26 protein-coding genes are annotated in these 26,582 nt (G+C 51.0%); 18 read left to right on the forward strand and 8 right to left on the reverse strand.

Annotated features, from left to right (window positions below; translation table 11 throughout):
• Window positions 1-235 precede the first annotated feature (235 nt).
• The 4 genes from ACO0LI_RS05685 to ACO0LI_RS05700 form a co-directional block, all read right to left on the reverse strand.
• Window positions 236-973: a YoaK family protein gene (locus ACO0LI_RS05685; RefSeq protein WP_423031538.1), complete on the reverse strand. Its 738-nt coding sequence runs from the start codon at window positions 971-973 to the stop codon at window positions 236-238.
• A gap of 43 nt (window positions 974-1,016) precedes the next feature.
• Window positions 1,017-1,427 (reverse strand): hypothetical protein, encoded by a 411-nt coding sequence (locus ACO0LI_RS05690; protein WP_423031540.1) that lies wholly within the window; start codon window positions 1,425-1,427, stop codon window positions 1,017-1,019.
• Window positions 1,424-3,301: an amidohydrolase gene (locus ACO0LI_RS05695; RefSeq protein ID WP_423031542.1), complete on the reverse strand. Its 1,878-nt coding sequence runs from the start codon at window positions 3,299-3,301 to the stop codon at window positions 1,424-1,426. Before ACO0LI_RS05695 ends, ACO0LI_RS05690 begins: the two co-directional genes overlap by 4 nt.
• Window positions 3,302-3,380: 79 nt before the next feature.
• A complete protein-coding gene (locus ACO0LI_RS05700; RefSeq protein ID WP_423031544.1) occupies window positions 3,381-4,037 on the reverse strand; it encodes a hydrolase in 657 nt (218 codons plus the stop codon).
• A 143-nt stretch (window positions 4,038-4,180) separates the two neighbouring features.
• On the opposite strand from ACO0LI_RS05700, the gene ACO0LI_RS05705 reads away from it, so the two are divergent.
• Complete coding sequence (locus ACO0LI_RS05705) at window positions 4,181-5,089, forward strand: LysR substrate-binding domain-containing protein (RefSeq protein ID WP_423031545.1); 909 nt, start codon at window positions 4,181-4,183, stop codon at window positions 5,087-5,089.
• On the opposite strand, the gene ACO0LI_RS05710 is transcribed toward ACO0LI_RS05705, so the two are convergent.
• Window positions 5,086-5,958, reverse strand: a complete 873-nt coding sequence (locus ACO0LI_RS05710) for an AraC family transcriptional regulator (protein WP_423031547.1) — start codon at window positions 5,956-5,958, stop codon at window positions 5,086-5,088. The genes ACO0LI_RS05705 and ACO0LI_RS05710 overlap by 4 nt on opposite strands.
• A gap of 27 nt (window positions 5,959-5,985) precedes the next feature.
• The gene (locus tag ACO0LI_RS05715; protein ID WP_423031549.1) at window positions 5,986-6,444 is read right to left on the reverse strand and encodes a GyrI-like domain-containing protein; all 459 of its coding nucleotides are present in this window, start codon (window positions 6,442-6,444) and stop codon (window positions 5,986-5,988) included.
• A gap of 234 nt (window positions 6,445-6,678) precedes the next feature.
• Between ACO0LI_RS05715 and ACO0LI_RS05720 the strand changes: the two genes are divergently transcribed.
• The 10 genes from ACO0LI_RS05720 (at window position 6,679) to ACO0LI_RS05765 (ending at window position 16,705) form a co-directional block, all read left to right on the forward strand.
• Window positions 6,679-7,221: a GNAT family N-acetyltransferase gene (locus ACO0LI_RS05720; protein WP_423031551.1), complete on the forward strand. Its 543-nt coding sequence runs from the start codon at window positions 6,679-6,681 to the stop codon at window positions 7,219-7,221.
• A 239-nt stretch (window positions 7,222-7,460) separates the two neighbouring features.
• Complete coding sequence (locus ACO0LI_RS05725) at window positions 7,461-8,195, forward strand: hypothetical protein (protein WP_423031553.1); 735 nt, start codon at window positions 7,461-7,463, stop codon at window positions 8,193-8,195.
• Between the two features lie 70 nt (window positions 8,196-8,265).
• Window positions 8,266-9,963, forward strand: coding sequence for an OmpA family protein (locus ACO0LI_RS05730; RefSeq protein WP_422950103.1), 1,698 nt, complete (start codon window positions 8,266-8,268; stop codon window positions 9,961-9,963).
• Window positions 9,964-9,968: 5 nt separating this feature from the next.
• Window positions 9,969-10,766, forward strand: coding sequence for an ABC transporter permease (locus ACO0LI_RS05735; RefSeq protein ID WP_423031555.1), 798 nt, complete (start codon window positions 9,969-9,971; stop codon window positions 10,764-10,766).
• Window positions 10,748-11,689, forward strand: coding sequence for an ABC transporter ATP-binding protein (locus ACO0LI_RS05740; protein WP_423031557.1), 942 nt, complete (start codon window positions 10,748-10,750; stop codon window positions 11,687-11,689). Before ACO0LI_RS05735 ends, ACO0LI_RS05740 begins: the two co-directional genes overlap by 19 nt.
• 35 nt (window positions 11,690-11,724) lie before the next feature.
• Complete coding sequence (locus ACO0LI_RS05745; RefSeq protein WP_423031559.1) at window positions 11,725-12,618, forward strand: hypothetical protein; 894 nt, start codon at window positions 11,725-11,727, stop codon at window positions 12,616-12,618.
• A 33-nt stretch (window positions 12,619-12,651) separates the two neighbouring features.
• Complete coding sequence (locus tag ACO0LI_RS05750) at window positions 12,652-13,509, forward strand: hypothetical protein (protein ID WP_423031561.1); 858 nt, start codon at window positions 12,652-12,654, stop codon at window positions 13,507-13,509.
• 99 nt (window positions 13,510-13,608) lie between these two features.
• Window positions 13,609-14,325, forward strand: coding sequence for a PspA/IM30 family protein (locus ACO0LI_RS05755; protein WP_162061092.1), 717 nt, complete (start codon window positions 13,609-13,611; stop codon window positions 14,323-14,325).
• A 74-nt stretch (window positions 14,326-14,399) separates the two neighbouring features.
• On the forward strand, window positions 14,400-16,229 hold the full coding sequence (locus tag ACO0LI_RS05760; RefSeq protein WP_423031563.1) for an ATP-binding protein: 1,830 nt from the start codon (window positions 14,400-14,402) through the stop codon (window positions 16,227-16,229).
• Between the two features lie 26 nt (window positions 16,230-16,255).
• Window positions 16,256-16,705, forward strand: coding sequence for a TerB family tellurite resistance protein (locus ACO0LI_RS05765; protein WP_423031565.1), 450 nt, complete (start codon window positions 16,256-16,258; stop codon window positions 16,703-16,705).
• Window positions 16,706-16,922: 217 nt separating this feature from the next.
• On the opposite strand, the gene ACO0LI_RS05770 is transcribed toward ACO0LI_RS05765, so the two are convergent.
• Together ACO0LI_RS05770 and ACO0LI_RS05775 are read right to left on the reverse strand one after the other, a co-directional pair.
• Window positions 16,923-17,054 (reverse strand): hypothetical protein, encoded by a 132-nt coding sequence (locus ACO0LI_RS05770; RefSeq protein WP_422950111.1) that lies wholly within the window; start codon window positions 17,052-17,054, stop codon window positions 16,923-16,925.
• Between the two features lie 417 nt (window positions 17,055-17,471).
• Window positions 17,472-17,684: a cold-shock protein gene (locus ACO0LI_RS05775; protein WP_162043691.1), complete on the reverse strand. Its 213-nt coding sequence runs from the start codon at window positions 17,682-17,684 to the stop codon at window positions 17,472-17,474.
• Window positions 17,685-18,167: 483 nt separating this feature from the next.
• On the opposite strand from ACO0LI_RS05775, the gene ACO0LI_RS05780 reads away from it, so the two are divergent.
• From ACO0LI_RS05780 to ACO0LI_RS05810, 7 genes are all read left to right on the forward strand, one after another.
• A complete protein-coding gene (locus ACO0LI_RS05780; RefSeq protein ID WP_423031567.1) occupies window positions 18,168-19,235 on the forward strand; it encodes an STM4015 family protein in 1,068 nt (355 codons plus the stop codon).
• A 5-nt stretch (window positions 19,236-19,240) separates the two neighbouring features.
• Window positions 19,241-20,350: an STM4014 family protein gene (locus ACO0LI_RS05785; protein WP_423031569.1), complete on the forward strand. Its 1,110-nt coding sequence runs from the start codon at window positions 19,241-19,243 to the stop codon at window positions 20,348-20,350.
• A complete protein-coding gene (locus ACO0LI_RS05790; protein ID WP_423031571.1) occupies window positions 20,343-21,008 on the forward strand; it encodes an HAD family hydrolase in 666 nt (221 codons plus the stop codon). Before ACO0LI_RS05785 ends, ACO0LI_RS05790 begins: the two co-directional genes overlap by 8 nt.
• Window positions 20,996-21,811: an STM4013/SEN3800 family hydrolase gene (locus tag ACO0LI_RS05795; RefSeq protein WP_423031573.1), complete on the forward strand. Its 816-nt coding sequence runs from the start codon at window positions 20,996-20,998 to the stop codon at window positions 21,809-21,811. The genes ACO0LI_RS05790 and ACO0LI_RS05795 overlap by 13 nt, the downstream gene beginning before the upstream one ends.
• Complete coding sequence (locus ACO0LI_RS05800; RefSeq protein ID WP_423031575.1) at window positions 21,808-23,148, forward strand: STM4012 family radical SAM protein; 1,341 nt, start codon at window positions 21,808-21,810, stop codon at window positions 23,146-23,148. Before ACO0LI_RS05795 ends, ACO0LI_RS05800 begins: the two co-directional genes overlap by 4 nt.
• Window positions 23,145-24,005 (forward strand): STM4011 family radical SAM protein, encoded by an 861-nt coding sequence (locus tag ACO0LI_RS05805; protein WP_423031577.1) that lies wholly within the window; start codon window positions 23,145-23,147, stop codon window positions 24,003-24,005. Before ACO0LI_RS05800 ends, ACO0LI_RS05805 begins: the two co-directional genes overlap by 4 nt.
• Window positions 24,006-24,152: 147 nt before the next feature.
• A complete protein-coding gene (locus ACO0LI_RS05810; RefSeq protein WP_423031579.1) occupies window positions 24,153-26,552 on the forward strand; it encodes a TonB-dependent receptor plug domain-containing protein in 2,400 nt (799 codons plus the stop codon).
• Window positions 26,553-26,582 lie beyond the last annotated feature (30 nt).

Consider the following 26,582-nt stretch of genomic DNA (forward strand, 5'->3'; position numbering starts at 1 on the left):
GCAGGAAGATGAGCGTTACGACCAAATGAAATTGGGACTGTAGCCGCCTTTAGGCGGCTCAAGGGTTACCAGCGCCTTTGAGGCGCCCCAGCAATAAACCTCCGGCTTTGCCGGAGGTAATTTAATTCCATCGGTGGTTCTGGCAAAGTAACGCGCAAGGGTGACGTGCCTGGCTAGGCAATATGGCCTGCAAGCCCGCAGTCCGCAATCTGCACGTGGATATCCTCCTTGCGGATTACTGGCGCGGGCCTGTAATAATTGGCTTAATAATCGGGTCTGCAATATAAATCAGTACTAGCAACACCGCAATCACAGGCAGGACGGCAACGAAGCCCAGGCCGACGTAAGCAAGAGCACCGCCGACCGCACCCACTACAAAACCCGCAACCGCAGGGATGAAGCGGCGTATGCGTTCGCGCGCAATAATGTTGCCTGATGCGGCATCGACGAGGTCAATCACGATCTGTGTCACATTACCGGTCATGACCGTCGTGGGTACCAGGCTGGACAGGCTCAGGCGGCTGGTGCCATTCTGCAAGCCCATCGCCAGCGCACCCAGCATGCCGGTGGCGATGGCAGTGTATCCGGGGTTGGCATCTAGGTCAGGTCGCAGCAAAATACCTGTCATGGCAAAGGCGAACAGGAACATCGCTTCCAGCGCCAGCAAGGTTTTTAATACCCTCGTGCTGCCACGTGCGCTCAAAAAACCGTGGGTCCATTTGGCCACCAATACACCAGCGATGAAAGCCGGGAAAGCCAGGAACTTTAAAGTCATGCCACTGCCACCATGCACGAAGGCGGCACCGATCAGGACAAAGTTGCCCGTGACATGGGCGGTGAATAGGCCGAACAGGGCGATGAAACCCAGGGTATCTATATACGCGGCGACCAGGGCCAGCAGGGGTGCCATCCACGCATTAAATGCCGGTGCGGGATTGTTGGCTGATGCTGTTGTAGAAATGTCGGTTGCCATGTTTATTGTCCGTTTCGAATAGATATGATTCAGCTTGGGTGATTCATGCAGTCAGCAAGAACGTGGCTGCCAGCAACAGGCCACCGGCCAGAGCAAGGTGTTCCAGAAACACAGTCAGTATGCGTCTTGCTTCCTTCGCATTTTTCTCGCGCCAGAATGCATGAAACAGCAGCGTTGCCATACAGGTGAAACCAGCCAGGCCGAGCGCTGCGCAGCCGCCCAGATAATGCAGCACGGGTTGCTCGGGAAAAAAGGCTGCTGCCAGCAAGCATAAACTGCCAGCAGCCTGCAAGAACACGGTGCAGCATAATAAAATCACAGGAGCAAAAGGCAGTTGTTCACGGACTTCAGCAAGCCCGTCTTGCCAGTGCAACAGTTTGTCAGCGGCACTCCAGGCGAACACACTCGCCAGCATAGCCAGGGCCAGTGTCTGTATCGAAGAAGGCAGTGTCATAACCAGCACCCACAACCCAGTGCGCCCCAAAAACTTTTTTCATCCGATACCGGCACGGGATTGAGCCAGCTGGACGTATGGCCATGCCCATGAACCTGGCAGGGTTTCGCACAGCAGTTGGCATGCTGTACAGGTTTTTGCAGATGACCAGCTTTGTTTTTTTGCACCAGCGGTTCGCGCCAGTAGCCACCAAAGACATTGGTTGGTGCCCAGTCATTGGCTGCCCTTGGCATAGGTGGAGCCAGGTCAGAAAACACGTCGTCACCATGCACGACCTTGCCGCCAACAACGGTCAGGTGCGACACCAGGCCGGCGATGTCCATTTCAGGAATTGCAAACAGATCGGCTGATGGCACGATGAAGTCCGCCAGTTGTCCGGTCTTGATCTGCCCCTGTCTGCCATCCGCATTGGCAAACCAGGCACTGCCTGTAGTCCACAGGCGCAAGGCGGTTTCCCGGTCCAGCAGATTATCTGACTGATACAGCTTAGTACCACCGACGGTCCTGCCAGTGATCATCCATGCCAGGCTGACCCAGGGGTTGTAACTGGCAACGCGGGTGGCATCGGTACCGCCGCCGACTGGAATGCCGGCATCAAGCATGCGCCGCACCGGCGGCGAATGCGCAGCTTTCTGGCTGCCGTAACGCTCAATGAAATATTCACCCTGATAGGCCATGCGGTGCTGTATCGCTATACCGCCACCCAAGGCCCTGACACGGTCTATGTTTTGTGGGCTGATGGTTTCTGCATGGTCAAAGAACCAGTGCAGATTATTGAATGGAATATCACGGTTCACCTTTTCAAAAGTATCCAGTGCCCGGCTGATGGTTTCGTCATAAGTCGCATGCAGGCGGAAAGGCCAGCGCTTTTCTACCAGCAGGCGTACTACGCGCTCCAGCTCATCTTCCATGCTATCGACAGGAGTTGGGCGTGGCTCGCGAAAATCTTCAAAATCAGCTGCTGAAAATATCAGCATCTCACCCGCGCCATTGTGGCGGTACATCGCATCGCCAGACAGGGGTGGCAGCAAATCACTCCAGGTCTGGAAATCTTCTACTTCCTGCTTCGGTCTCTGAGTAAACAGGTTGTAGGCGATGCGCACAGTCAGCTCGTCTGCCTTCTGCAGTTTTTCTATGATGCGGTAGTCATCCGGGTAATTTTGAAAACCGCCACCCGCATCAATGACCGAGGTAATGCCGAGCCGGTTCAACTCGCGCATGAACAGCCGGGTAGAAATCTCTTGCGCATCCGGGTCCAGTTTGGGTCCTTTTGCCAGCGTTGCATACAGGATCATGGCGTTTGGTTTGGCCAGCAGCAGCCCGGTCGGGTTGCCCTGTTTGTCGCGTTCGATTTCACCACCTGGCGGACTCGGTGTGTCTTTGGTATAGCCAACTGCACGCAGGGCTGCACCATTGAGCAGCGCACGGTCATACAGGTGCAGGATAAACACAGGCGTATCAGGTGCGGCAGCATTGATTTCTGCCAGCGTTGGCAGCCTTTTTTCTGCAAACTGATGCTCAGTGAAGCCACCGACCACGCGCACCCATTGTGGCGCCGGGGTACGGGCAACCTGCTCTTTCAGCATGCGCATGGCGTCTGCCAGGGAGGGCACGCCATCCCAGCGCAATTCCATGGTGTAGTTCAAGCCTGCCCTTATCAGATGGGTGTGGCTGTCGTGTAAGCCGGGGATGGCGGTGCGGCCTTTGAGGTCAATGACGTTGGTGTGTGCGCCAATGTGGCGGCGCACTTCTGCGGCATCGCCGACGGCGATAAATTTGCCATCAGCAATCGCTACCGCATTTGCCTGAGGGTTTTGTTTGTCCAGGGTAGTGAAACGGCCATTCAGGTACAGTGTGTCGGCGATAGCGATCATGATGTCAGATAGAGGTAAGATGGATCACAGGCTGCATTTTTGCAGCCACTCATTGTTACTGATTGTCGCTCATTGTGATTCAATGCGTGACTTTGCGTGCAGCCATTTTGTGTACATGGGTGATTGCATAATCTATGCCAGAACCATAGGCGCCGCTATGTTCAACCACCACGCCTGTAGTGCCTTCGTAGGTATCCTTTTTAGCCCAGTCGCGTTGCAGTTCCAGCAGGTACTGCTGCCAGGTCATGGGCACTGCACCTGCCTGTATCATGCGTTGCAAGGCCATATTATGGGCAGCGGCTGAGGTACCGCCAGAGGCGTCTTCAACGAAATACACTTCATAACCATCGCGCATGGCTTCCAGTACCGGGAAAGTCAGGCAGACTTCAGTCCACAATGCTGCAAACACCAGTTTTTTGCGGCCAAACTTTTTCAACTCGGCTTTGACTGCTTCATCATCCCAGGTATTCATCGAGGTACGTTCAAAAATCTTGTTGTCTGGCAGCTCGGCCAGCAGTTCAGGCCAGATTTCACCGGAGAAACCGGTAGTCTCTACTGAAGTCAGTACGGTCGGTACCTTGAATACCTTGGCAGACTTGGCCAGGCCTATCACATTGTTTTTCAGCAGTTGGCGGTCTATGCCGCTGGCAACGCCGAAGGTCATTTGTGGCTGATGATCAATCAGGATCAGGCTGTGGTTGGCGGCTGTCAGTAAATCAAGTTTTGGGTTGCTCATGATAGGTGCTCCATCGGTTTGAAAGGCAGGTTTTAAATTAGGTTTTAACAATTGGCGTCCAGACATGTGTACTGTAGATTGTTTCCATAATGCGCACTAGATAGTAAAATGTCTTCATTAAGTATCCAGATTGGAAACATTGCATGGACAGACTCGATGCCTTTCGCGCTTTTGCCCTCTCCTGGCAGCATGGTAGTTTTGCTGCGGCTGCGCGTGAAATGGATGTCACGCGCTCGCAGGTCAGCAAGCTGGTGGCCTCGCTAGAAGAAACCTATAACGTCAAGCTCCTGAACCGTACCAGCCGCGCTTTGTCATTGACCAGTGCAGGTGCAGAGCTGCATGAATACGTGCGCTCTATCCTGGCACTGTCAGATGAAGTAAGCCTGGCTCTGACTGAAAGACGTACCCAGGCTGTTGGCAAGCTGGTGGTGAATGCCCCCATGAGTTTTGGCACCATCATGCTGGCACCGCGCATGAGTCAGTTTTTGAAACAGCATCCGCGTGTTGAGTTACGCATGGATCTGAACGACCGCATGCTCAATCCCATAGAAATGGGTTTTGACCTGAGCCTGCGCATCGCCCATGTGAGTGATTCCAATCTGGCAGCACGCCGCATCTGTGCCGTCAAACGTTCGCTGTATGCCAGCCCTGCTTATCTTGAACAGCATGGCATACCCGGAGAGCCAGCACACCTGGCCCAGCACAGGTGCCTGAATTATGGACACAACCTGACCGGGGCTGAATGGCTGCTCAGTGATGGCCGTAGTGAAAAACGCGTACGCGTAGGCGGTGCCCTGTGTTCGAATAATGGCGAGATGCTGGCGCAAGCCGCCGCCGATGGTCTGGGCATAGTCTTGCAGCCGGATTTCATCACCCAACAATGGGTGGCACGGGGTGAGCTGGTCCAGATACTCGGTGACTGGCAAGAGGCTCCATTGATCAGCCTGTATGCCTTGTACGTGCCGTCCAGCAGGCTGCCCATGGCGGCCAGGGCTTTCATTGATTTCCTGGTCAGGGAATTCAATGATGAAGCGCTTTCTCCATTCGCTTAGCGCAAGGGCATGTAGATATTTGTCAGTAGATCTGCGGGTGCAGTATCACGCGGGTTGTTCAGGTATTCTTCAAACGGCGGCGCATCGTCTATCTCTTCACCGGATGCTGGCAGCCAAACACCAAAGAACCAGCGATAAACCGGCTGCATGTCAGAATAAGGGCCCTTATAAGTCAGCACGGCATATTTGCCACCGCGCAGCTCCGTCAAAGACAGGGGTTCTTGCAATGCCTGTTCCGGCAAAGGCTGAGGCGCGCTGATGCAGGCTTTTGAGCGCAGCTTGTCTTCATCCACCGTCATTGCATCGTCATAGTAAATACCGAACCAGCGGGTATCTTCCCTAAATAATTGTCGTGAGGCGGCACAGCCATTCAGGATATCAAAAGTCTTGCTGATGCTCATATAACTGCCGGTATTGTCTATGCTCAGCAATTGCACCGGGGCTATGCTGGTGATGCTGACCGGGAAGTGCAGGTCGGCACTGAGTTCATCTGGCAATGGGATTTGCTGGTGGCTACCCTCCTTGCGGTAACGCGCCGGTGGTTGCCCATACACAGATGCAAAAATACGGGTGAAAGATTGCAGGTTGGGGTAGCCGGAAAATTCTGCAATTTTATCTATCGTCATATCGCTGCGCGCCAGCAAGGTCGCTGCTCTTTGCAGGCGCAGGCGCTTGACTGTCGCTACCACGCTCTCGCCATGAATGGCGCGATAGATGCGGTGCCAGTGGTAGGGCGACATGCAGGCGATGTCGGCCAGCTTGTTCAAATCCAGGTCTTCATCCAGATGCGCATGCAGATAATTGGTGACGCGGGAAAGGCGGCGTTCATAACTGATTTGCAGGGCTGGATTGGTGGACAATGCGGACATGCTGGCCTCATGATAATAAAGTGGCGCTTATTTTATACCGATGTAGATCGCCGCTTGTGCAGGTCCCTGATATTCTTCAAAGTCAGTCAGATAGCTACGCTGGTATTCTGACTGACCCGAAAAATAAGACCACACCTCACCCCAGCCTTTGATGATAGCGGCAGGCATTTCGCCTTCACATTCAAATGCCATATAGCGACCGGCAGCAATGCTGACATTGGCCAGCTCTGCTGAGGCTGCCATCACGGCGACACCGGCTGTTACGTTAAACAAGCCATTCGCATCGCTTTCATAATTTGAATACACGCCATAGATTTTTCCATCACCGGTTTTCGCTGGCAAGATCTCAGGCAAATTTTTGGCAAAGAATTGCCCCCACATAGGACCTATCTTGCCAGTAGCATTATCGGCTTCATCAGCATTGCGGGTGCGTACTTGCAGGCCGCTGACCTGAAAGCTTTCTATTTTCACGATTTTTGTTTGCATGGTTTATCCTGTTCTTGAATTGTTGAGCTATCTCGTTTTTTGATGAATTGCCGTATGATGGTTTCCCAGATTTTAGGCCCGGCTCTGCATAGATCGCTGAGATAAATAAAAAACTGACTGCTCAGCGAGGTGCTCACCTTAACATGAAGGGATTTGACAAATCTTGCGGACTTATAGTTCATTGATGACTATGGTGTCAGGGATATGCACCGCTGAAAGGGAAAGGAAAAAGTGATGAATGAAAATATGACGATACGCTGCGCAAAGGAAGCTGACATCGCTGTTATGCAAGCCCTGATCGCCCGCTCTGCGATACAACTCAGTGCCAGCTTTTATACCTCTGAACAGGCGCAGGCTTTGCTCACACACGTGTTTGGTGTCGATAGCCAGCTCATCCATGACCAGACTTATTTTGTCATCGAAGAGCAGGGCAGCATGCTGGCTTGCGGTGGCTGGAGCAAGCGCAAGACCCTGTTTGGTGGTGACCAGGCCAAGCAGGGGGGGGATAACTTACTTGATCCAGCGACCGATGCAGCACGCATACGGGCTTTTTTTGTAGAACCTAAGGCCGCGCGCCGTGGCCTGGGCAGGCTTTTGCTCGAACACTGCAGCACCCAGGCACAGGCAGCGGGATTTACAGTATTGGAGCTGGCCGCCACCATGCCGGGTGAACCCTTGTATCTGGCTTGTGGTTTTACTGTATTTGAGCGCGTCGATCTGGATTTGCCTGGCGGCATAGTTGCACCATTAAGTCGCATGCGCAAGCAACTGATTTAGCTTATTTGCCAGTGGGAAATGAAAATGACCTGAAGAAAAGTATATTGTGAAATAGCTATTGAATTTCCGGTGCAATCCCATACATGGTGCACTACTCGCACAATGGACAGATGATACTGTGTTCTCCCAGAGACAAATAGCCGGTTTTCAAGCGACCGGTACATGCAATCAAAGTGGCAATTTATGCCAGCCTGTTGTATCTTGTTGCACACATAGATTTTTCTGAAGAGGTAATTCGCGTGAAAGGTATCCTGAAGTTTCTGGCTGCTGCCAAGCTGGTCGAGTTATCTGATGAAGAAAAATTGAAATTGCATGGTGTGGCGCCGGACGACGAACTCCTGATAAACCAGGCTGCCAGCGAATTTACTGATGAAACTGCGGGTACCAATCCGCCGCCATTGCCAAACACCAGTGATGCTGGCACTTCCTTGGCTCCAGCCATCAATCCACCCATCGCCTACGCGGCGGCTGATGTCGCCGGTGGCAAGTCATTTGAAGATATCTTCAAAAGCGCCCAGATACCCGATTCCCCTTTCCCGGCGGAACGCCTGCTCAGGTTGCTTGACGGTTTGCGCGCCATGGACGAAGCTACCCGCAAGGCAGCAGTGCATGCCATGGATGCGGCTGACGATAACTGGACTATCGATGATTCCATCATCGATGCCCAAAGAAAAATCGCCGCACTGGAAGACTATCAAAAAGCACTTGAATCGCAGCTCACTGCCAACCAGCAGCAAGTGATTACCGAAGTCGCTGATTTGAAAGCGGCAGAAGAAAGAGCCGTCACAGAAATACGCAAGCAGATCGCTGAAATGGAAAGACTGCTAGCACGCGAGATACAAAAAACTGCAGAACAGATCACCAATCTGGAAGGTGGACAAAAATCTGCAATGGAAAACTGTGAGCGCGAAGTGAAGCGCCTGCAGACAGAAGTAGAAAGATTGCGCGAAATCCCGGCGCAATTTTCACACTGAGGTCAGAGCAATTCAGACCGAACTTACACCGACCTCACACTGACTAACAACACATCATCAAGGAATGACCATGGCTACAGCTAGCCCTCTTGCTAAAGGACTTATTGCAGTGATTATCCTCGGAGCCGCAGGCTCTGCGGCCTGGAATCTGGCACTCAAGGACTGGTGGGCCAACCGGGCTGATGCAAAATCCGGCGCGACAGTGACAGCCAGTGCATCGGCAACGAGCAAAGCCAATGGTGTGAAGCCTTCTGGCAAACCTGCTCCTGCGCCAGTGTCGGGCAGCGGGCCACTCGGTTCTAGCGGTAACCCATTGAAAGTCAGTATCGTCAGCTTCCATGGTTATGCGCCTGCGCTGGTTGCCAATGGCAACAGCCTGACTACCCAGCCCAATTCTGTGTATGCAGCCAAGGGTGTGAATATGCAATTCGTCATCCAGGATGACATCCCGGCGCTGGCAACCGTGTTTGAATCGGGCGCGGCGCAATGCGCATGGCGTACGTCTGACTCATGGGCGCAGGAGCAACCTAATCTGCGCAATGCTGGTCTGGATGCGCGTGCCGTGATGGTCGTTGATAATACCCAGGGTGCAGATGCTGTCATCGCCAAAGACGGTAGCATACGCACTGTGGAAGACCTGGCAGGCCATTCGGTCGCGGTACTGCAGTTCACTCCTTCGCATGGCATGCTGATCGATGCGATAGAAAATTCTTCGATGACCGCGCGCAAGAAAGAAAGCGTCAAGTTTGTTTTCATCAATGCTGATGAAGGCACGGCTGGCGTGCGCGCTGCTTTGGAATCCGGCAACGTCGATGCCGCCGCGCTGTGGGACCCTGACCTGTCACTGGCCCTGCGCAATGTTAAAGGTGGTCATGTCGTGTATTCCACCAAGACTGCAACTAACCTGATTTTTGACATCATGGTGTGTGACAGCCGCGTACTGGCCAAAGAAGAAAACATCCCCGTCATCCAGAAATTTGTTGAAGGCTGGATGGAAGGCGTGACACAGGCTAGAGCAAAACCTGACAATGCCGTCGATGCTTTGGTGAATACAGAAGAATTCTTCAAGCTGCTGGCCAAGCAGGAAGGCAAGCCTTTCATCAAGTCCCTGTTCAGCAACCTGGTATGGACAGGTCTCGAAGACAATGCCCGTATCCTGGGCCTGGTCGGTGGTACTAACCACTATGACCGCGTATATCGCCGTTTTGATAGCATCTACCGTGCTGCAGGCGCATTGGCGAATCCAAAATCGCCAGTGGTTAATCCGCAAGAGAGTTTTGACTACCGCTTCATCAAGGCCATGCTGGCCAAGAATACGGCAGTGGAAACAGCGGCAGCCAAACCGCAATATCAATTTACTGAAACTGCACAAAAAGCAGCTACACAACAAGCAGCCAGTGTCACCAAGCCAGTCACCGTCGGTTTTGCTACTGGCAGTGCTGAACTGACCAAGAAAGCCCAGCGCGTCGTTGATACCGAGATGGTGCCTTTCATAGAAAATAATGGCAGCGCTTATTTTGAAGTCAGTGGTAATAGTGACGGCGTTGGTGCACGTGACTCCAACCTGCGCTTGTCACAGGCCCGTGCTGCGGCAGTGGTGAAATATCTGAATGAGCAATGGGAATTCCCTAAAGCACGTTTCAAAATAGTTGGTAATGGCCCGGATAAACCATTGTGTAATGAAAGTAATCCGGCAGCGGATGGCCTGGCACTGGAAGATTGCCGTGGCTTGAACCGTACTACCCGCATCGGCGTATTTGCACGTTAAGCATCATGACGACATTCTGGAATCCCTACTCCCCCATGGCACCGGGCTTGCGACGCCAGCTCGGCATAGCATCGGTGGCCACGGTACTGGTGCTGTGGGCTGCGCTGGCAGCATCAGGCGCGGTTAGTCCGACCAGGCTGCCGTCGCCCTGGGCAGTGGCACAAGCCATGCTTTACCTGTCATGGAACGAGGGTAACAGCATGTTGTTCAATGCCACCCTGTGGTCGGCAGGCCGGGTATTTGCCGCTGGCCTGCTGGTCATCGCCATCGGCATACCTGTCGGTGTCATGATGGGCGCAGCACCGCGCTTGAATGCCTTGCTGTCGCCGCTGATAGACCCTTTCCGTTCTGCGCCGGTAGTCGCCTTGCTGCCCATCCTCGTCATGTGGCTGGGCATAGGTGAAGTCATGAAGATCGCCTTCCTGTTCATCGGTGCAGTAGTGTATCTGGTGCCCATGGTGCGCGATGCCATACAGGCCGTGCCACAAAGCTATTACATCAGCGCCCGTGACCTCGGTGCCACACCGTGGGAATGCATACAAAAAGCCGTATTGCCCATGGCCATGCCGCGTATTGCTGACGCTGTCGTTGTCAGTATCTCGGTCATGTGGACTTATATTACTGTCGCTGAATACGTCAATGCCCGCGAAGGCTTGGGCCAACTGATACAGAATGCGCGCCGTTTCAGCGCCATGGACCAGGTGTTTGCAGGCATCATCGTCATCATCGCGCTGGCGCTGGTGACTTATCAGTTGATGCGCCTGTTGAAAAGAAAACTCTATCCATGGGAAACTTCGCAGTGAATATGGATACCAAGGCGGATACCAAGATGGATACCAAGACGGATACTATGGCAGACAGCAGCCCGGCAAGCACAATGACGACCAGCACAATGACGACCAACACCGACATCAGCCTGCAACTCAATGAAATCGTGCAGGAATATGCCAATGCCGATGGCCCTGTGACACGCGTGATCGATGGTATCAGCCTGTCTTTTGACAAGCCCACCATCAATATGTTGCTGGGCCCGTCAGGCTGCGGCAAAAGTACCTTGCTGCACATGATGGGTGGCGTGCGTCCTTTTGGCGTGCAATCACCAACATCTGGCTCCGTGCATATCAATGGCGACGTCTGTGATGGACCGCATGATGATGCCGTCATGGTATTCCAGCGCTACGCCAACCGGCCAGACCTGACAGTCTATGAAAACGTCGCCTTCCCGTTTCGCCTTGGTTTGTGGAAGAAAAAATTCCCTGAAGCTGAATGGAAAAAACGCGTAGATGACATGCTCGAAGCTGTAGGGCTGACAGATAAAAAAAACCTGTCGTCTGCGCAATTATCCGGCGGCCAAAACCAGCGCGTGGCATTGGCACGGGCGCTGGTGTTGCGCCCACGTATCTTGCTCATGGATGAGCCTTTCGGCGCGCTGGATGCACAAACCCGTGAAGAAATGCAGCAACTGCTGATTACCCTGCACAAGACCAGCCCCTGCCTGATCGTCTTTGTCACGCATGATGTGACTGAGGCCCTGTTGCTGGGGGACCGTGTCATCGTGCTCTCTACCCAGCCCGCCAAGATTGCAGACGACTTTGAAATTACCGAGAGTCGCCCGCGTTCAGCCGTATGGCAGCGTTCTACCGAGGCAGTCAACATGCAGGAACGTGTACTGACACAACTACACAAACTCAGTCCCGGACGCGGTACGCTCAGAGTCACCATTTGAAATAGCGAATTGAAATAAAGAATTGAAATAAAAACGTGCAGATCAAACAAGTTTCATATGTGAAGGAAATGCTGTACAGCCAGGGCAATATGTTTGCCGTGCTGGGCACGGTCGCCGCCAGCGTCTTGATATCCATACCCTACGGTTTCAATGCCGCGCTGATACCCTTGATAGGCCTGGTGGCTGGGGAAACCATCGCCGCCATGTTTATCCCGTATTCAGAAAATTTCCGCGCTGCCGTCGATAAAAAATACCGCGAGCAGGAGAGGGCCGCTTCCAGACAGCACTTCCTGGAAGAAATCCACAAGCTTGAAGGCATCGCCTTCAAGGTATTTGGCTCGATGGATGCCTATCAACGCATGCTGCAGCATGTTGCTTCCCTTTACCAGTATGCCAGTGACAGCCGCACCAGTCTGTCCATGAATGATGTGGAAAAACTTGATGATGCTACCCTCGATTACCTGAGCATGTGGCTGGCCCTGACGGTCATAGAAGAGCGGGCCAATTCCGTCAATATGAAAGAAGTGGAAACGCGCCTGGAGCGCATAGACCAGGACCTGGCAGATATCAAGCCAGGCATGGATCAGTTGCAATTGCAAAAAGCGCGCAATGATTATCTTTCGCTCATCACACGCCAGCGCCGCATGCTGAGTCGCAAGGCGGCGATAGAAGCAGCCATCATTTCCATGCCCGACCAGATGGATGAAATTTACCAGACCATCATGACTGCACCGACTTCATCCGACGTTGATTCCAAGCTGGCAGAATCGATAGCCAAGCTGGGGCTGGAAGAAGACCTGGAAGCTGAACTCGAAGGTGCCTTGCGCGATACCATGCCGGTGATTTCGCAAGAGCTGGAAAACCGCAAGCAAAGCCGCGTTGCAGCCGGGGTAAAAGTACAGCCGCAGGCACAAAAAAATACGCAGTAAAAAATATGCAGTGAACACTGGAAAGCGAAGATCATGGAATACAGCATCATCACGCAGGAAGATTTGCAGGGACTGGCAGATTTTGATCTGGCACAGTCTAGGGTAAAAAATGCGCTGGATCTCGCTGGCGCAGAAGGTGCGGTAGGCTTGCTGCGTTTCTTTGCCCGTTATACCAGCTGGAATGGCTTTTTTGGTTCTGGTGTGGCTTCATTGTCCGGCAAGATAGGCCGCTCGCGCACCATGTTCGTTGATCAGACCGTGGCCGAGCGTTTGCTGAATGACCGCAGTGTTTTTATCGCGAGTTTTTTCTTTGATGCGGCGCGTGATGAATTCGATGACCGCGATACAGAATACCGCGATACCCACCGCTGCCTGGCGCAGGCAACCCTGGCTGGCTTACTGCGTTATTCGCGTCAGCAAGGCTATGCGGCCTCCACCGCAGAACTGAATAAAATGCTCAATGAACCTGCCTGGTTAAAGACCCTGAATGCCAAGGTTGCGCAGGGTTACGGCAATGGCAGTGAAGACAACAGGGACGCCATCATGGCAGCGATAGGTTACCATCTGGGCTCAGAAATTCTGGCTGACCGCGAGTTCTCGATGATAGATGAATACCTGCGCAAGGAACAAAAAGAAGTGACCCGTTTCCTGAAAAAAGCCAAGCAGGAAATCGCCGGTCAAAGCCATCCATGTTATCAATGGTTGCAGATACATAGTGGTCATGGCGGCGCAGCCGAGGCTGACCATTTTGAATGGGCCACCAAAGGTGCAGAACTGGCCTTTACTTATAGCCCCAAAAAAGAACATGCAGCCATGCGTGCCAGCCTGGATCATGGCTTCCAGACTTTTGCCAAGCATCACAAAACTTTTTTCGAAGCGATAGTTCGATAACACGATCAACTCATGATCAACTCATGTTCAACTTATAGTCAATTCAAGCTCAGTTCACGCTAAGTTCACGCTTAGTTATTTACCTAAAAGAGGATCAACATGTCTGACAGTAATTTCATCGCCCGCTTATCCAATCTTTGGTCAGGCTTCGTCTCATTGTGGATTACCGATGTGGAAAAACGCCACCCGGAAATCGCCTACCAGAATTCCATCGATTCCATGATCAGCAAGTACACCAAGCTCAAGGCGGCGACTGCTGCCATCATACGCCGCCGCCAGGATGTAGAAGCGCGCCTGAAGGCTGAGCAGGCAGAGCTGGCATCCATCACTGCTGATCTGGAAGGCGCAATCGCCACCAACCAGGATGATCTCGCAGTCGTGTTAATACAAAAGAAAAATGCGCTCGATGCCAGCGTCGCAGCCCTGCAGGACGACATGAAAATCGCCCAGACAGATGCAGACGATGCCAAGGATTCACTGCTGCAAGTCAAAGGTGAGATCGATAAACTCAAGGCAGAAAAAGACCGCATGCTGGCACAAATGCACAGCGCACAAGCACGCGTATCGATACAGAACCAACTAGAAGGCCTGTCTGTCGATGCCGAAGTCAAGGCGCTCAGCAATGTGCGCGACCATATCAAGAACACCGTGGCTGAAGCCAATCTGGGTCAGGAATTGCGCAGCTCTGATCTCGACGTACGTCTGGCAAAACTGCGCCAGAGCAGTGGTGCAGTGACCGCCAAGCAGCAACTCGAAGACATGAAAAAAGCCCGTGCTGGCCAGGCAGAAGCCAACAGCGGTGGCAAGACCATGTAATTGGTTTTGGCAAGGCGTGTCAACATCCGTTGTCATTAGTGAATATTTAAAGCAAAGAGACAGAGCAAACATCCATGAGCGAAACTGGCACTAGCAAGCGCACATTGCCCGTCTGGGCAGAACAGCTGAGACAGAAATATCTGGCAGGCGAAGCCTCGGTCTTTGTCTTGTATGGCAATGTATTTGACCGCTACCTCGTCGATGGCGTGGCCCATGGCATGTCTGAATTTTTGTCTCAGGTCCTGCTAAAGGAAAACAAGAACCGCATCATGGAAATCAGCCTTGACCGCGGTGTACGTTTTCTGCAAGGCGCGACGACAGAAGAGAAAGAAGTCTTGTACGGCTATCTGGCTGACAAGAGTTTGCCTGGCATCTTTGAATCGGTAGAACGCCGCATGCGTGAACATGCGTCGAATGCCGTAATCTTCCCTTATGCGGGCACGATCTTCCCGAATGGCGACCCGCAGATGATGTCCCTGGAAGACCGCATTGCTTTTACCACCCTGCATCGCTGGTCACTCGATGATGCGCTGGCGCAAAAAGATAATGTCGTTATCCTGCTGTGCGAGTCACTGGCCGAGATCAATCAGGCGATCATGTCCAATCCCAAGGTGGCGGCAGTAGAAGTGCCAATACCGCAAGAAGCAGAGCGCGAAATAGCAGTCAGGCATTACGCTCCCAAGATGGAAGAGCAGCAAGTCAAATTGCTTGCCAAGCAAACTGCGGGTCTGCGCGTGATACAACTAAGCAGCATCGTTGCGGCAGAAGGTCCACAAGGTTTGCGCGAAGCTGAGCGCACCAAGCTCATCGCCAGTCTTTTGCAAGGCCAGGCTAATGCAGAAGACCGGGCAGTAAAACTATCTGCCATCACGGCTGGCATGACGCCGGAAGAAATCGCTCACCTGATAGACCCGGGCAAGACCCTGGCTGTGGACGTCGATGTCGACCCCTATTCCGAAATGATGGAAATAGTACGCAAGCGCAAGCGTGAGCTGATAGAAAAAGAATGCGCTGGCCTCATCGAATTCATCGAACCCAAGCATGATCTCAGTGCAGTTGGTGGCAATGAGAACATCAAGACAGAGTTAATGGAAATCGCCAAGGCCATTAAGTCCGGCGACAAGGCAAGATCACCCATGGGTTTGCTGGCAGTTGGTGCTATGGGGGCGGGCAAGACCTTTGTGATTAAGGCATTCTTGAAAGAGGCTGGATTGTCAGGCGTGAGCCTGAAGAATTTCCGCTCGAAATGGGTGGGTTCGACTGAAGCCAATCTTGAACGTGTGCTGACCGCGGTCAAGGCCATGGGCCCTATCGCCGTGGTCATTGATGAAGGTGACCGCAGTTTTGGCAAACAGGGCGATGATTCTGATGGCGGTACTAGCTCACGCGTGATTGCCCGCCTTAAAGAGTTCATGTCCGATACCGAAAATCGCGGCAAGGTCTTGTTCATCCTCATGACCAACCGCCCTGACAAGCTTGATACCGACATCAAACGCCCTGGCCGTCTCGACAGGAAAATCCCTTTCTTTTACGCAGATACTGCCACTGAACGCGCCGACATCGTCAAGGCCATACTCAGCCGTTATGACGTCAAGTGTTCGATAGACTGGGCCAATACCTTGCCGGTGTTTGACGTCTTGCGCGGTTATTCAAATGCTGATCTGGAGGCGGTAGCGCTGCTGGCACTGGAGTTCGCCAAACGTGGTGATGGTGAAATTACTTCTGCAATTTTCGAGATGGCCGTGGCCGACTTCATGCCACCGCAAGAAACACAAATGATCGCCTTCATGGAGATGCTGGCCGTGTTTGAAACTTCACGCCGCTCCATGTTGCCAGACCGCTTCAAGAATATGACACCGCAAGAAGTGCAGCAGCAATTGCAAGTCTTGCGCAATGCGATTTAAATTTTATCTATATCCAGGAGAAAACCATGTTTCCATTTTTTGCCCCGCAATCCCTGAGTGATAGCGCCATTATCGCCGCCAGCAAAATCATGTTACAGGTAGCAAAAACAGATGGCATCCATCCCGCAGAATCTGCCTTGATCAAAAGTTTTTACGAAGGCAGCATCAGCACTGCAAGCCATCCATCCTTTGATGAATTGCTGGCCGCTGCTGACGCCTACAAATTGGCAGCAAGCGATTTCGCAACTGAGCAAGAACGTGAAATGGTGGTTGCACTCAGCGTCATGACAGGCTTTGCCGATGGCACATTCAGCGATGCAGAAACCCAGGCAGTGCGCGATATCGCGGCCGCTTTGAATCTGGCACCGGGACGTTTTGATGAAATCAATGAAACCATCAAAGACCACATGCTGGCACAACTATCGCATTTGCCAGATGCCGGATCAGTGGCTGTCGTGGCAAAAGAACTGGGCTGATTATTTTTCTATATCGCATGCCTGCTGTTGCATTCTGCGCTTAAAGTCTCACCACGGAAAGCTTGGGATGGTGATGGGTATTCGTAGCAATTTCATTGCCTTCAATTGATCGAAGCCCATCTCCATGCACAAAACTGAGGTCTGGATGTATGAGCTCACACCCGAAGTAAACGCATAGGCGTAAACGCAAAAAGCCCACCAGGGGTGGGCATTCCATTCATTCCGGCAAACTGACAACAACCCGTGCTATCTGCGTGGTGTCATTGATTGGTGCATCACCCGTGCTATCTGCGCGGTGTAATGTGGGGGTGTTTGCCTGTTCCTGCTGGTCCGCTATAGTTCGGTCCATGACAGGATGTACCACGAATGAGATCCTTCAACACTTCACTACACCATTTCCCGGTTCGCATATACATAGACATGCAAATCCAGCCGGTGAGAATGAAGGCGCTTTGGAGTAGGCTGAGCTTACTCTGCGGTCTTGTGCACAGGATGCACTATGCATCCTTTAACGACAATACCATTTTCTCTAGATCCATGCTATCTGCGTGGTACCAAGAGCCGGTAAGTATCATTCTGCGCATCAGCATTTTGTACGAGACATAAACACTGACAGATGAAGGGTGTCGCCATGCGATTGACTAATTCCCAGTAACCCATGCTATCTGCGTGGTGTCACTGGCCGGTATTACTAAATTAGTCAAAAGCGCTGCGACCGGGCAAATTGAATTCACCCGACAAGGTCAATAAAGACCTTGGTCTGATATTAGGACAGAACTTGGATGTTGCTGGCTTTGTCGCCTTTAGGACCGGCTGTGCGCTCGAAAGACACACGCTGATTTTCGCTCAGGCTTTTGAAGCCGCTGGACTGTATGTCCTGGAAGTGGGCGAACAAATCTGCACCACCTGCATCAGGAGCGATAAAGCCGAAGCCTTTGGCATCGTTGAACCATTTAACTATACCTGTTTGAGTACTCATGTTTTTTTCCTTTTGATAAAACCATAGGCAAAATCGCCCAATATGGACTTGTAAGCAAGTGATAAAACCAGTGGAAAAAAGACAGAACAGCCAGAGAGATAAAGCTATGCGGAATTGGGACCAACAAATTAAGGACTTGATGCAAGTACAGAACGGAATATACACGTTTACTTTAAAAGTGCCTAATTTTTTTTAAAAATATTTTTGATGGGCAGTGAATAGTGGCAACTAATTGCTTTGCCACTACAGCTCGAATAAAGCAGCCTCTGCAGGAGCTTGTGTCTCAGAAATTGACTCATCTTCACAGGAAAATAAATGCTGAAAAAATGCAATGTAACAATTGATTTTCTTGCTTGACAAGGCGCAATGTGAACCCGATTATCTGGTGTGAAAGACAAGATATTTTGCAGTTCCCCAACGCGAAAAATGAGTTGTTGATCATTCTTTCGTAAGACCAACCGCACATTTTAAAGGCGTCAGGCAATGAAACATTATTTTGAATACCAGGATTCCAAGTCTTACAAGTTTTGGCAGATTGAAATTGAAGCGAATACCCTGAATGTGAAGTACGGCAAGATCGGCACCGTAGGCCAGGAAAAAATCAGCAGCTTTGATACCCCGGAAAAAGCACAAAAAGAAATGGAAAAGCTGATCAGTGAAAAAACCAAGAAAGGCTATGTAGAAAAAAACGGTGCCAGCGCCAAGAAAGTAGCGCGACGTATAGGCGTCAGTTACGATGAGGCAGAAGAGGGCAAGACCTTGCTGGAAAAAGTAACGGCTTTTCTGGACAGTAGCCAGGCAACAGATGTTGAGTCACTGGTAATAGCGGCCTGGGAAGAAGCATATGAAGAAGGTCCGCAAGCATCCCTGGACTTGCTGATCGCCAATCCAGGAAAACTGCCGCAATTGAAAGAATTGTTCGTTGGTGACATGGATTCAGAAGAGTGCGAGATATCCTGGATCACCCAGGCCGATTACACCCAACTGTTTGCAGCCTTCCCCGCGCTGGAACGCTTGCACATCAAGGGTTCCAAAGACCTGGTCTTATCTTCCCAGCCATTAAAACATGAGCATCTCAAAGCACTGACCATAGAATGCGGTGGGTTGCCCAAAGAGGCCATAGAAAAAATTGCGACTGCCCACTTGCCCAATCTTGAATACCTGCAACTGTATATCGGTGTTGATGAATACGGCTTTGATGGCAAGATAGACGACTTGCGTCCTTTCATGCAAAAAGGCCTGTTCCCCAAACTGAAACACCTGGGCCTGGTAGATAGTGAAATTGCCAATGAGATTGCAACTGAAATTGCACAGGCATCCGTGCTGGAACAACTGGAAACCCTGGACCTGTCCATGGGCACACTCAGCGATGAAGGTGGTCGCGCATTACTGGATAGCAGCAAGATAGCCGGGCTTAAAAAACTGGACTTGCATTACCACTACTTGTCGAATGACATGATCAAGGAATTCAAGAAATTGTCTATTCTGGTTGATGTCACTGATCAGCAAGACACTGAAGATGAATGGCGTTATCCAGCGGTCACAGAATAAGACAGATGCAACAGAAATCCCGTTTTGTACTGATAGGCAATCCTGAAAACCGGCGCGTGCATTTTTTTCAGGAAGCATTGCAACAAGCAGGGCAGGATACTGCCCTGGTCATCCCCTACCTGAGCATCTTGAATGGAGAGTGCAAACTGCCTGATGTACTCAAGGATGGCGACACGGTAAGGATAGAGTCGCCTGGTGAGAATTTTGCCGTGGAAAAGAAGATACTCGCCCTTGGTGGTCTTGAAAATACCAGCGGACTAGAAGATGAACGTGGCAGGATTTATCATCCGCGAATATGGTTTCTTGGTTTTTCCAAATTGATGGAATCTATCGCGCAGCAGATAGCGAGGCTGAACTGCTTCAATCACCCTGAAGACATCATCAGCATGTTTAACAAGCCCTTATGCAAGCAAATATTGGCTGACCATACGCTACCCAGTCTGCCAGTATTTTCCAGCTACGATGAATTTTTCGCTTACGCAGAAACGCAGGCATACAGCCGCTTCTTTATCAAACTGAATTCCAGCTCTTCTGCATCGGGCATCGTCGCTTATGAGTACAATAAAAGGAACGGTAAACAACAGGCTTACTCTACTGTAGAGATTGTGCATGGCCTGGATGGCGACCGTTATTACAATTCACTGAAAATCAAAAAATATACTGCGCGAGACAAGATACAGAACATTCTCGATTTCTTGTTCGCACATGGTGCCATGGTAGAGAACTGGATACCCAAGGCCAAACATGAGGACAGTTCTTACGATTTGCGGGTAGTGGGTATCGCTGGCCAGCGCAGACATGCAATTGCCAGGCTCAGTCGTGGCCCCATGACTAATCTGCATCTGGGTAACCAGCGCTGCGCTGTAGATGAACTGGAATTGTCATCATCGACCTGGCAAGAGATTGATACCCTGGTAGAGAAAACCATGCAGGCGTTCCCGCGCTCGCTATATGCCGGACTGGATATCCTGTTACCCAGAAATGATAAATCACCCGTACTGCTGGAAGCCAACGCCTTTGGCGATTTATTGCCGAATTTGCTGCACAATGGCGAGAATACCTATCTGGCAGAAATCAATGTAGTACTGGAAAGGCAGAGGCTGGCTCATGCTTAGTGCAAACAAAGCCAGTCTGCTGTTTGATATCGACAATACCCTGGTGAACAGGGACGCGGCCTTCGATGCTTACATACTGAATTTCATCATCAGAAATCAAGCAGCATTTTTTGATGAGGACATGTCCTTAGTCTATGATGAAATGATTACGCTAGACTGTCATGGCAGAAAGGACCGCAAACTTTTTTGTTATGAGGTATTGCAGCGTTTCCCAAGACTTCCTTACACCGCAGAAAGCTTGTGGGAAGATCATATGTCACTGCCGGATTTTGTGAAATCAGACAGACTGCTCAAGCAGATGCTGGAGCGTCTTTCTGCAGATTATCAGCTCATGATTATCTCCAATGGTTCTGCACACATGCAACGTCGTAAGCTGCGGCAGGCAGAACTTGTCGATTATTTTGAGCATGTCTTTATCTCTGCTGAAGTCGGTTACAGCAAGCCTGACCAGCGCTTGTTTTCACACGCCTTGGGTTACGCTCGCCATGCCAGTGCAGTCATGATAGGGGACGACTACATCAATGATATGCAGCCAGCCATGGCCATGCAATTAAAAACAATTTTCATCAATCCTGAAAATGAAACCGTGGCAGTCAGACCAGACCATCAGTTATCGGGTATCCATGACCTGGAGGAGGCTCTGGCATGCATGATATGAACCAGATCGTAGGCAAGAGCAATGTCCTCTTCATTACTCTGGACACCCTGCGCTTTGATATTGCACAACAAGAGCTTGCCGCAGGGCGCACGCCTTTTCTTGCGAGCGTATTGCCTGCAGGCTGGGAAGAGCGCCATGCGCCCGGCTCTTTTACCTACGCATCGCACTGTGCTTTTTTTGCTGGTTTTCTCCCCACACCTGCCAGACCGGGCGTACATGAGCGTTTATTTTCATTGAAGTTCGCGGGCAGTGAAACCACGGGTACATCCAGTTATTGTTTCGATACGCCAGACATCGTCAGCGGATTTGCTGACATTGGTTACCGCACTATCTGTATAGGCGGGGTCGGTTTTTTCAAGAAACAAAATCCATTATCGTGCGTCTTGCCCAATTTGTTCCAGGAAAGTTATTGGCAGCCAGATTTTGGCGTGACTGATCCTGACTCAACCAGGCATCAAGTTGAATTTGCCGTAGAGTTGCTGCAACAAAAACCTGATCAAAAAGTTTTTTTATTTATGAATTTATCTGCACTACACCAACCCAATTGTCATTACCTGCAGGGTGCCGATGCTGCCGCTGGTGATAGCCTGGCAAGTCATGCTGCGGCATTGCGTTATATCGACAGCCAGTTGCCACCCTTGTTCCAGGCACTCAATCAAATGGGCGATACCTTTGTGATTATCAGTTCTGATCATGGCACCACCTATGGCGAAGACGGTTATACCGGGCATAGGCTGGGGCATGAAAAGGTCTGGACTATTCCCTATGCTGATTTTCATATGCGCAAAGGGATTCTGTCATGACAGATGTTAACAATACGTTTCGCCGCTATCTGGAAGAGACCAATCGTTTTCAAAGCTATCTGTATTCTTATCCGCATAAAACGGCGTACAGGCCATTTGAAGAAAAACTGGATCTGAAAGAATTGTGGGCAACAGAGAAAAAACATGCGCTGTATCTCTACACGCACATTCCTTTTTGCCGCATGAAATGCTCATTCTGTAATTTGTTTACGGTGTCGCATCCCAGGGAAGACCTGGTCAATCTGTACCTTAAAAAAGTCCAGCTGGAAGCTGAAGTGGTAAGGGATAGCCTGGGTGATTTCAACTTTGCCGGCTATGCTATCGGTGGTGGTACACCCAGTCATCTGGACATCAGCCAACTGGAGCAATTGTTTACTGTATACACCGATATCCTGGGTGTAAATTTGAAAAACACGCCGGGTTCTTTCGAGATTTCACCTGACACCATCAATGATGAAAAGCTGAGTTTCCTGTCGCAACATGGTGTGCAAAGACTCAGCATAGGCATACAGAGTTTTATTGAGTCCGAGGCGCGTTCAGTAGGGCGGGTACAGCCAGAAACAGTGATGGAACCGCTGCTCGAAAAAATCAGTAGCTACCAGTTCCCGGTATTTAATCTGGATTTGATTTATGGCATACCAGGGCAAACTGCAGAAACTTGGCTGGCATCGCTGCAAAAAGCAGTGCAGTTTCAACCAACTGAAATCTTCCTGTACCCCTTGTATGTGCGCCCGCTGACTTCGCTATTCAAGAAGCATATCAGTATACAAAACCAAGACATACGCAGCACGCTGTACCGCTTAGGCCGGGACTTTTTGCAGGCCAACGGTTACGCGCAGGATTCGATGCGCCTGTTCCGCAAGCAGGTAGCTGGTTTGCGTGAGAGTTCAGAATATTCATGTCAGGAAGATGGCATGATAGGTCTGGGTACGAATGCAAGGTCTTACACGACAGATGTGCATTACTCGACGGAATATGCAGTGGCCAAGCCGAATGTGGCCGCGATCATCGATGACTATGTCACCAAAGAACGTGCTGACTTCACGACGGCCAGTTATGGTATACGCCTGTCTGAGGATGACAGGAAACGGCGTTACCTGATCAAGTCTTTATTGAAGGCACAAGGGTTGGATGCTGCACATTACCAAGGCATTTATGGTACGGATGTGCATGTGGATTTTCCGGAACTACGAATCTTGCTGGAAATGAATCTGGCGCAAGAGAATGCCGGTCGTATGCAACTGCAAGGCGAAGGCATGGCTTATTCTGATCTCATTGGTCACTGGTTTATTTCGCCAGCAGTCAAACAAAAGATGCAGGAGTATGTCACCAAATGAGTCTGAAAGTCATTTACCGCGGTCACCTGACAGATTGCAATTACAGTTGCGAATACTGCCCCTTTGCCAAAGAAAAAAACAGCCGCGAACTGCAGGCGCTGGATAAAAAAGACCTGGACAGGTTTGTCGATTGGGTAGAGCAAAACAGTAGCACAGCCCAGCCTATGGAAGTGTTTATTACGCCTTACGGCGAAGCCCTGGTGCGCAAATGGTATCAGGAAGCAGTGATACGTTTGTCGCATCTGCCGCACGTGAGCAAGGTGGCGGCGCAAACCAATCTGGCCTGGAATACGCAATGGCTGTCACGTTGCAATACCCAGACCACGGCTTTGTGGACTACCTATCATCCCGACTTTGTGACAGAAGAAAAATTCCTCAGCAAATGCAGTGAACTGGCTGCCTTGCAGATACGCCATAGCGTAGGTGTAGTGGGACTAAAACAACACTTCCCGCAAATTACTTCTCTGCGCCAGCGCCTGCCGCAAGATGTGTATATGTGGATCAATGCCTACAAGCGTGAAGTGGATTACTACTCGGAAGAAGAAATCGCTTTCCTCGAAGACATCGATTACCTGTTCAGGTTGAACCTGCCCTGGTATGAAAGCATGGGTAAAGACTGCAAGGCTGGCAGTGAGGTGGTTTCCATCGAAGGTAATGGCGACCTGTTCCGCTGTCATTTCATCAAGACCCGTAAGGGCAATATCTTTACAGACCCGCTGGCCAGCATGCTCAAAAAAGAAAGCTGTAGCAAAGCGACTTGTCATTGCCACATAGGCTACATCCATCTTGACTCCATGAAATCGCAAGAAGTGTATGGCAGCGGCCTGCTGGAAAGGATACCTGTGCGTTTTGCCTGAAGGCATTGAGGAGAAAGAAAGGAAATAAGTGGTTTTTCTCTTATATGATTTTTTCATGCTTTAAGCTGAAAACAATCGTTTGTCGTCTATGCACAAGGAAGTAATATCGGTTCAACCAAAGTTCATTAGCATAGAAAGAGACCGCGCATGAGTACCACTTTATATTCCTCACCATCTTCATTGTTGCCAAAAAGGCGTAATGCATTACTGGTCACAGCATTGATGTCCGCCTTATCTGCGATGTCTGCACAGGCACAAGAAATTATCCCGCCACAATCCGACACCGTGATCGTGACTGGTACACGCAGTATCAAACGTACCGTGTCTGATTCTGAAGCTCCAGTTGATATATTAACTTCAAAAGATTTGCAATCCACAGGCTCTGGTGAACTGGCAGCGGTGTTGAGCCGTTTGTTGCCTTCCCTGAATTTCCCGCGTCCTGCAGTGGCAGACGGTACTTCTGCCAGCCGCCCGGCGCAATTGCGCGGCCTGTCGCCTGACCAGACTCTGGTGCTGGTGAATGGCAAGCGCTGGCATACCTCGGCTGTGGTGAATGTGAATGGCACGGCGGGGCGCGGTTCTTCACCGGCTGATTTGAATACTATCCCTATCAGTTCGATTGAAAAGATAGAAGTCTTGCGTGATGGCGCAGCAGCGCAATATGGTTCAGATGCGATTGCCGGTGTCATCAACATCATCCTCAAAAAAGGGGCGAATGGCGGTGAAGTGCAGTTTGGTGGTGGTCAATACAGCAAACGAGATGGCACACAAGCCAGTTTGAGCGCCAACTTTGGCACGGCACTGGGTGACAAGGGCTGGGCGCGTTTTACCGCAGAACAGCGCAACCAGAATGAAACTAACCGCGCTGGCGCTGATTTCCGTAATCCTCTAGAACCTCTTTACGGCAGGGTTAATCAGGTACAGGGTGACCCCAAGCTGCAACAAACCAACCTGGGTGCAAATGCCACGCTGGCACTGGCGACAGATATAGACCTGTATGGCTTTGCCAACTACAGCCGCCGCAGCACCGATGCCGCCGCAACCTGGCGTACCGCCTACACCACAGGTACGACTTTGCGCACCTCGCTGTATCCGAATGGTTTCCTGCCGAATGAAGCCGGGACGAATACGGATGTGTCAGTCGTCGGCGGTATCAAGGGCCGTACCGATGGCTGGCGCTGGGATGCCAGTGTCAATTATGGTTCCAGCGAATTCAGTCTCGACGTCAACAATACCGTCAATCTGAGTCTTGGTGCCACCAGCCCTACGAAGTTTTATGCCGGCAAGTTGAAAAATACCCAGACCCTGGCAAACTTTGATGCGGCGAAAGAATTTGAATTTGCGGGTCTGGCAAATCCATTGACGCTGGCCGTTGGTGCAGAATACCGTCGCGACCAGTATGAAATTGGTGCGGGTGAAGCGAATTCTTATTTTGGTAGTGGTGCCCAAGGTTTCTCTGGTTTCCAGCCTTCGAATGCAGGCAGCTTCAGCCGCCACAGCGCATCCATCTATGCGAATATCGAAGCTGAACTAAGTAAGCAATTGAGTGCATCGCTGGCTTTGCGTCATGAAAACTACAGCGATTTTGGCAGCGTCACTTCTGGCAAATTGTCTGGACGTTTTGAATTCACCAAAGAATTTGCCTTGCGTGCTGCGGCGTCAAATGGCTTCCGTGCACCTTCACTGGCGCAACAGAATTACACGATATCCACGACTAATCTGCTCACCATCAACGGTACATCGCAATTGGTGGATACCGGTACATTTGGCGTTTCCACGGCTGCCGCCAGGGCACTGGGTGCAGTACCGCTGCAAGCCGAAAAATCACGCAATTACAGCCTGGGTGCAGTCCTGCAGCCAAGCAAGAATGCGACACTGAGCATAGATGCTTACCAGATCGATATTGATAAGCGCATCCTGTATTCCGGTAACCTGGTCTTGCCTGCTTCTTTGCAAAGTGTATTGGCGCAGCAAGGTGTATTGGTTGGTGCGGCACGTTATTTCACCAATGCGCTTGATACCAAGACCCGTGGTGTGGATGTCGTTGGCTCTTATCAAATCCCGCTGTCTGGCACAGACAAGCTGGGCTTTACCGTGGCCTACAATCACAATGACACGACAGTTAAAAACGTTGCTGCCAATCCGGCGATTCTGACGCAAAACAATCTCTTGCTGATAGACAGGCAAACCATCAACCGCGCAACTGAGGCGACACCAAAAGACAAATTCAGCATCTCTGCTGACTATGCCTTTGCCAACTGGAATATCCATGGCCTGGCCACCCGCTACGGTAGTTTTGTCTCACCACAAAACAGCGTCGCACTGGACCAGACTTACAGTGCCAATACAGTGCTGGATCTGGCTGCCAGCGTCAAACTGGGTAAATGGACTATCAGTGCCGGTGTCGATAACCTGACTGACAAATATCCTGATCTGGTGACATCGGCAGGTAATTTGAATTCTGGCGGAACCCTGCCTTATTCCACATTCTCGCCTTATGGTTTCAATGGTCGTTACTACTATGCGAAGGCCGCCTACGCCTGGTAATGATGTGATTTGAACTGGTTTTTTGTTAAG

The organism is Undibacterium sp. Tian12W (assembly GCF_049339405.1).
Taxonomy (GTDB): domain Bacteria; phylum Pseudomonadota; class Gammaproteobacteria; order Burkholderiales; family Burkholderiaceae_D; genus Undibacterium.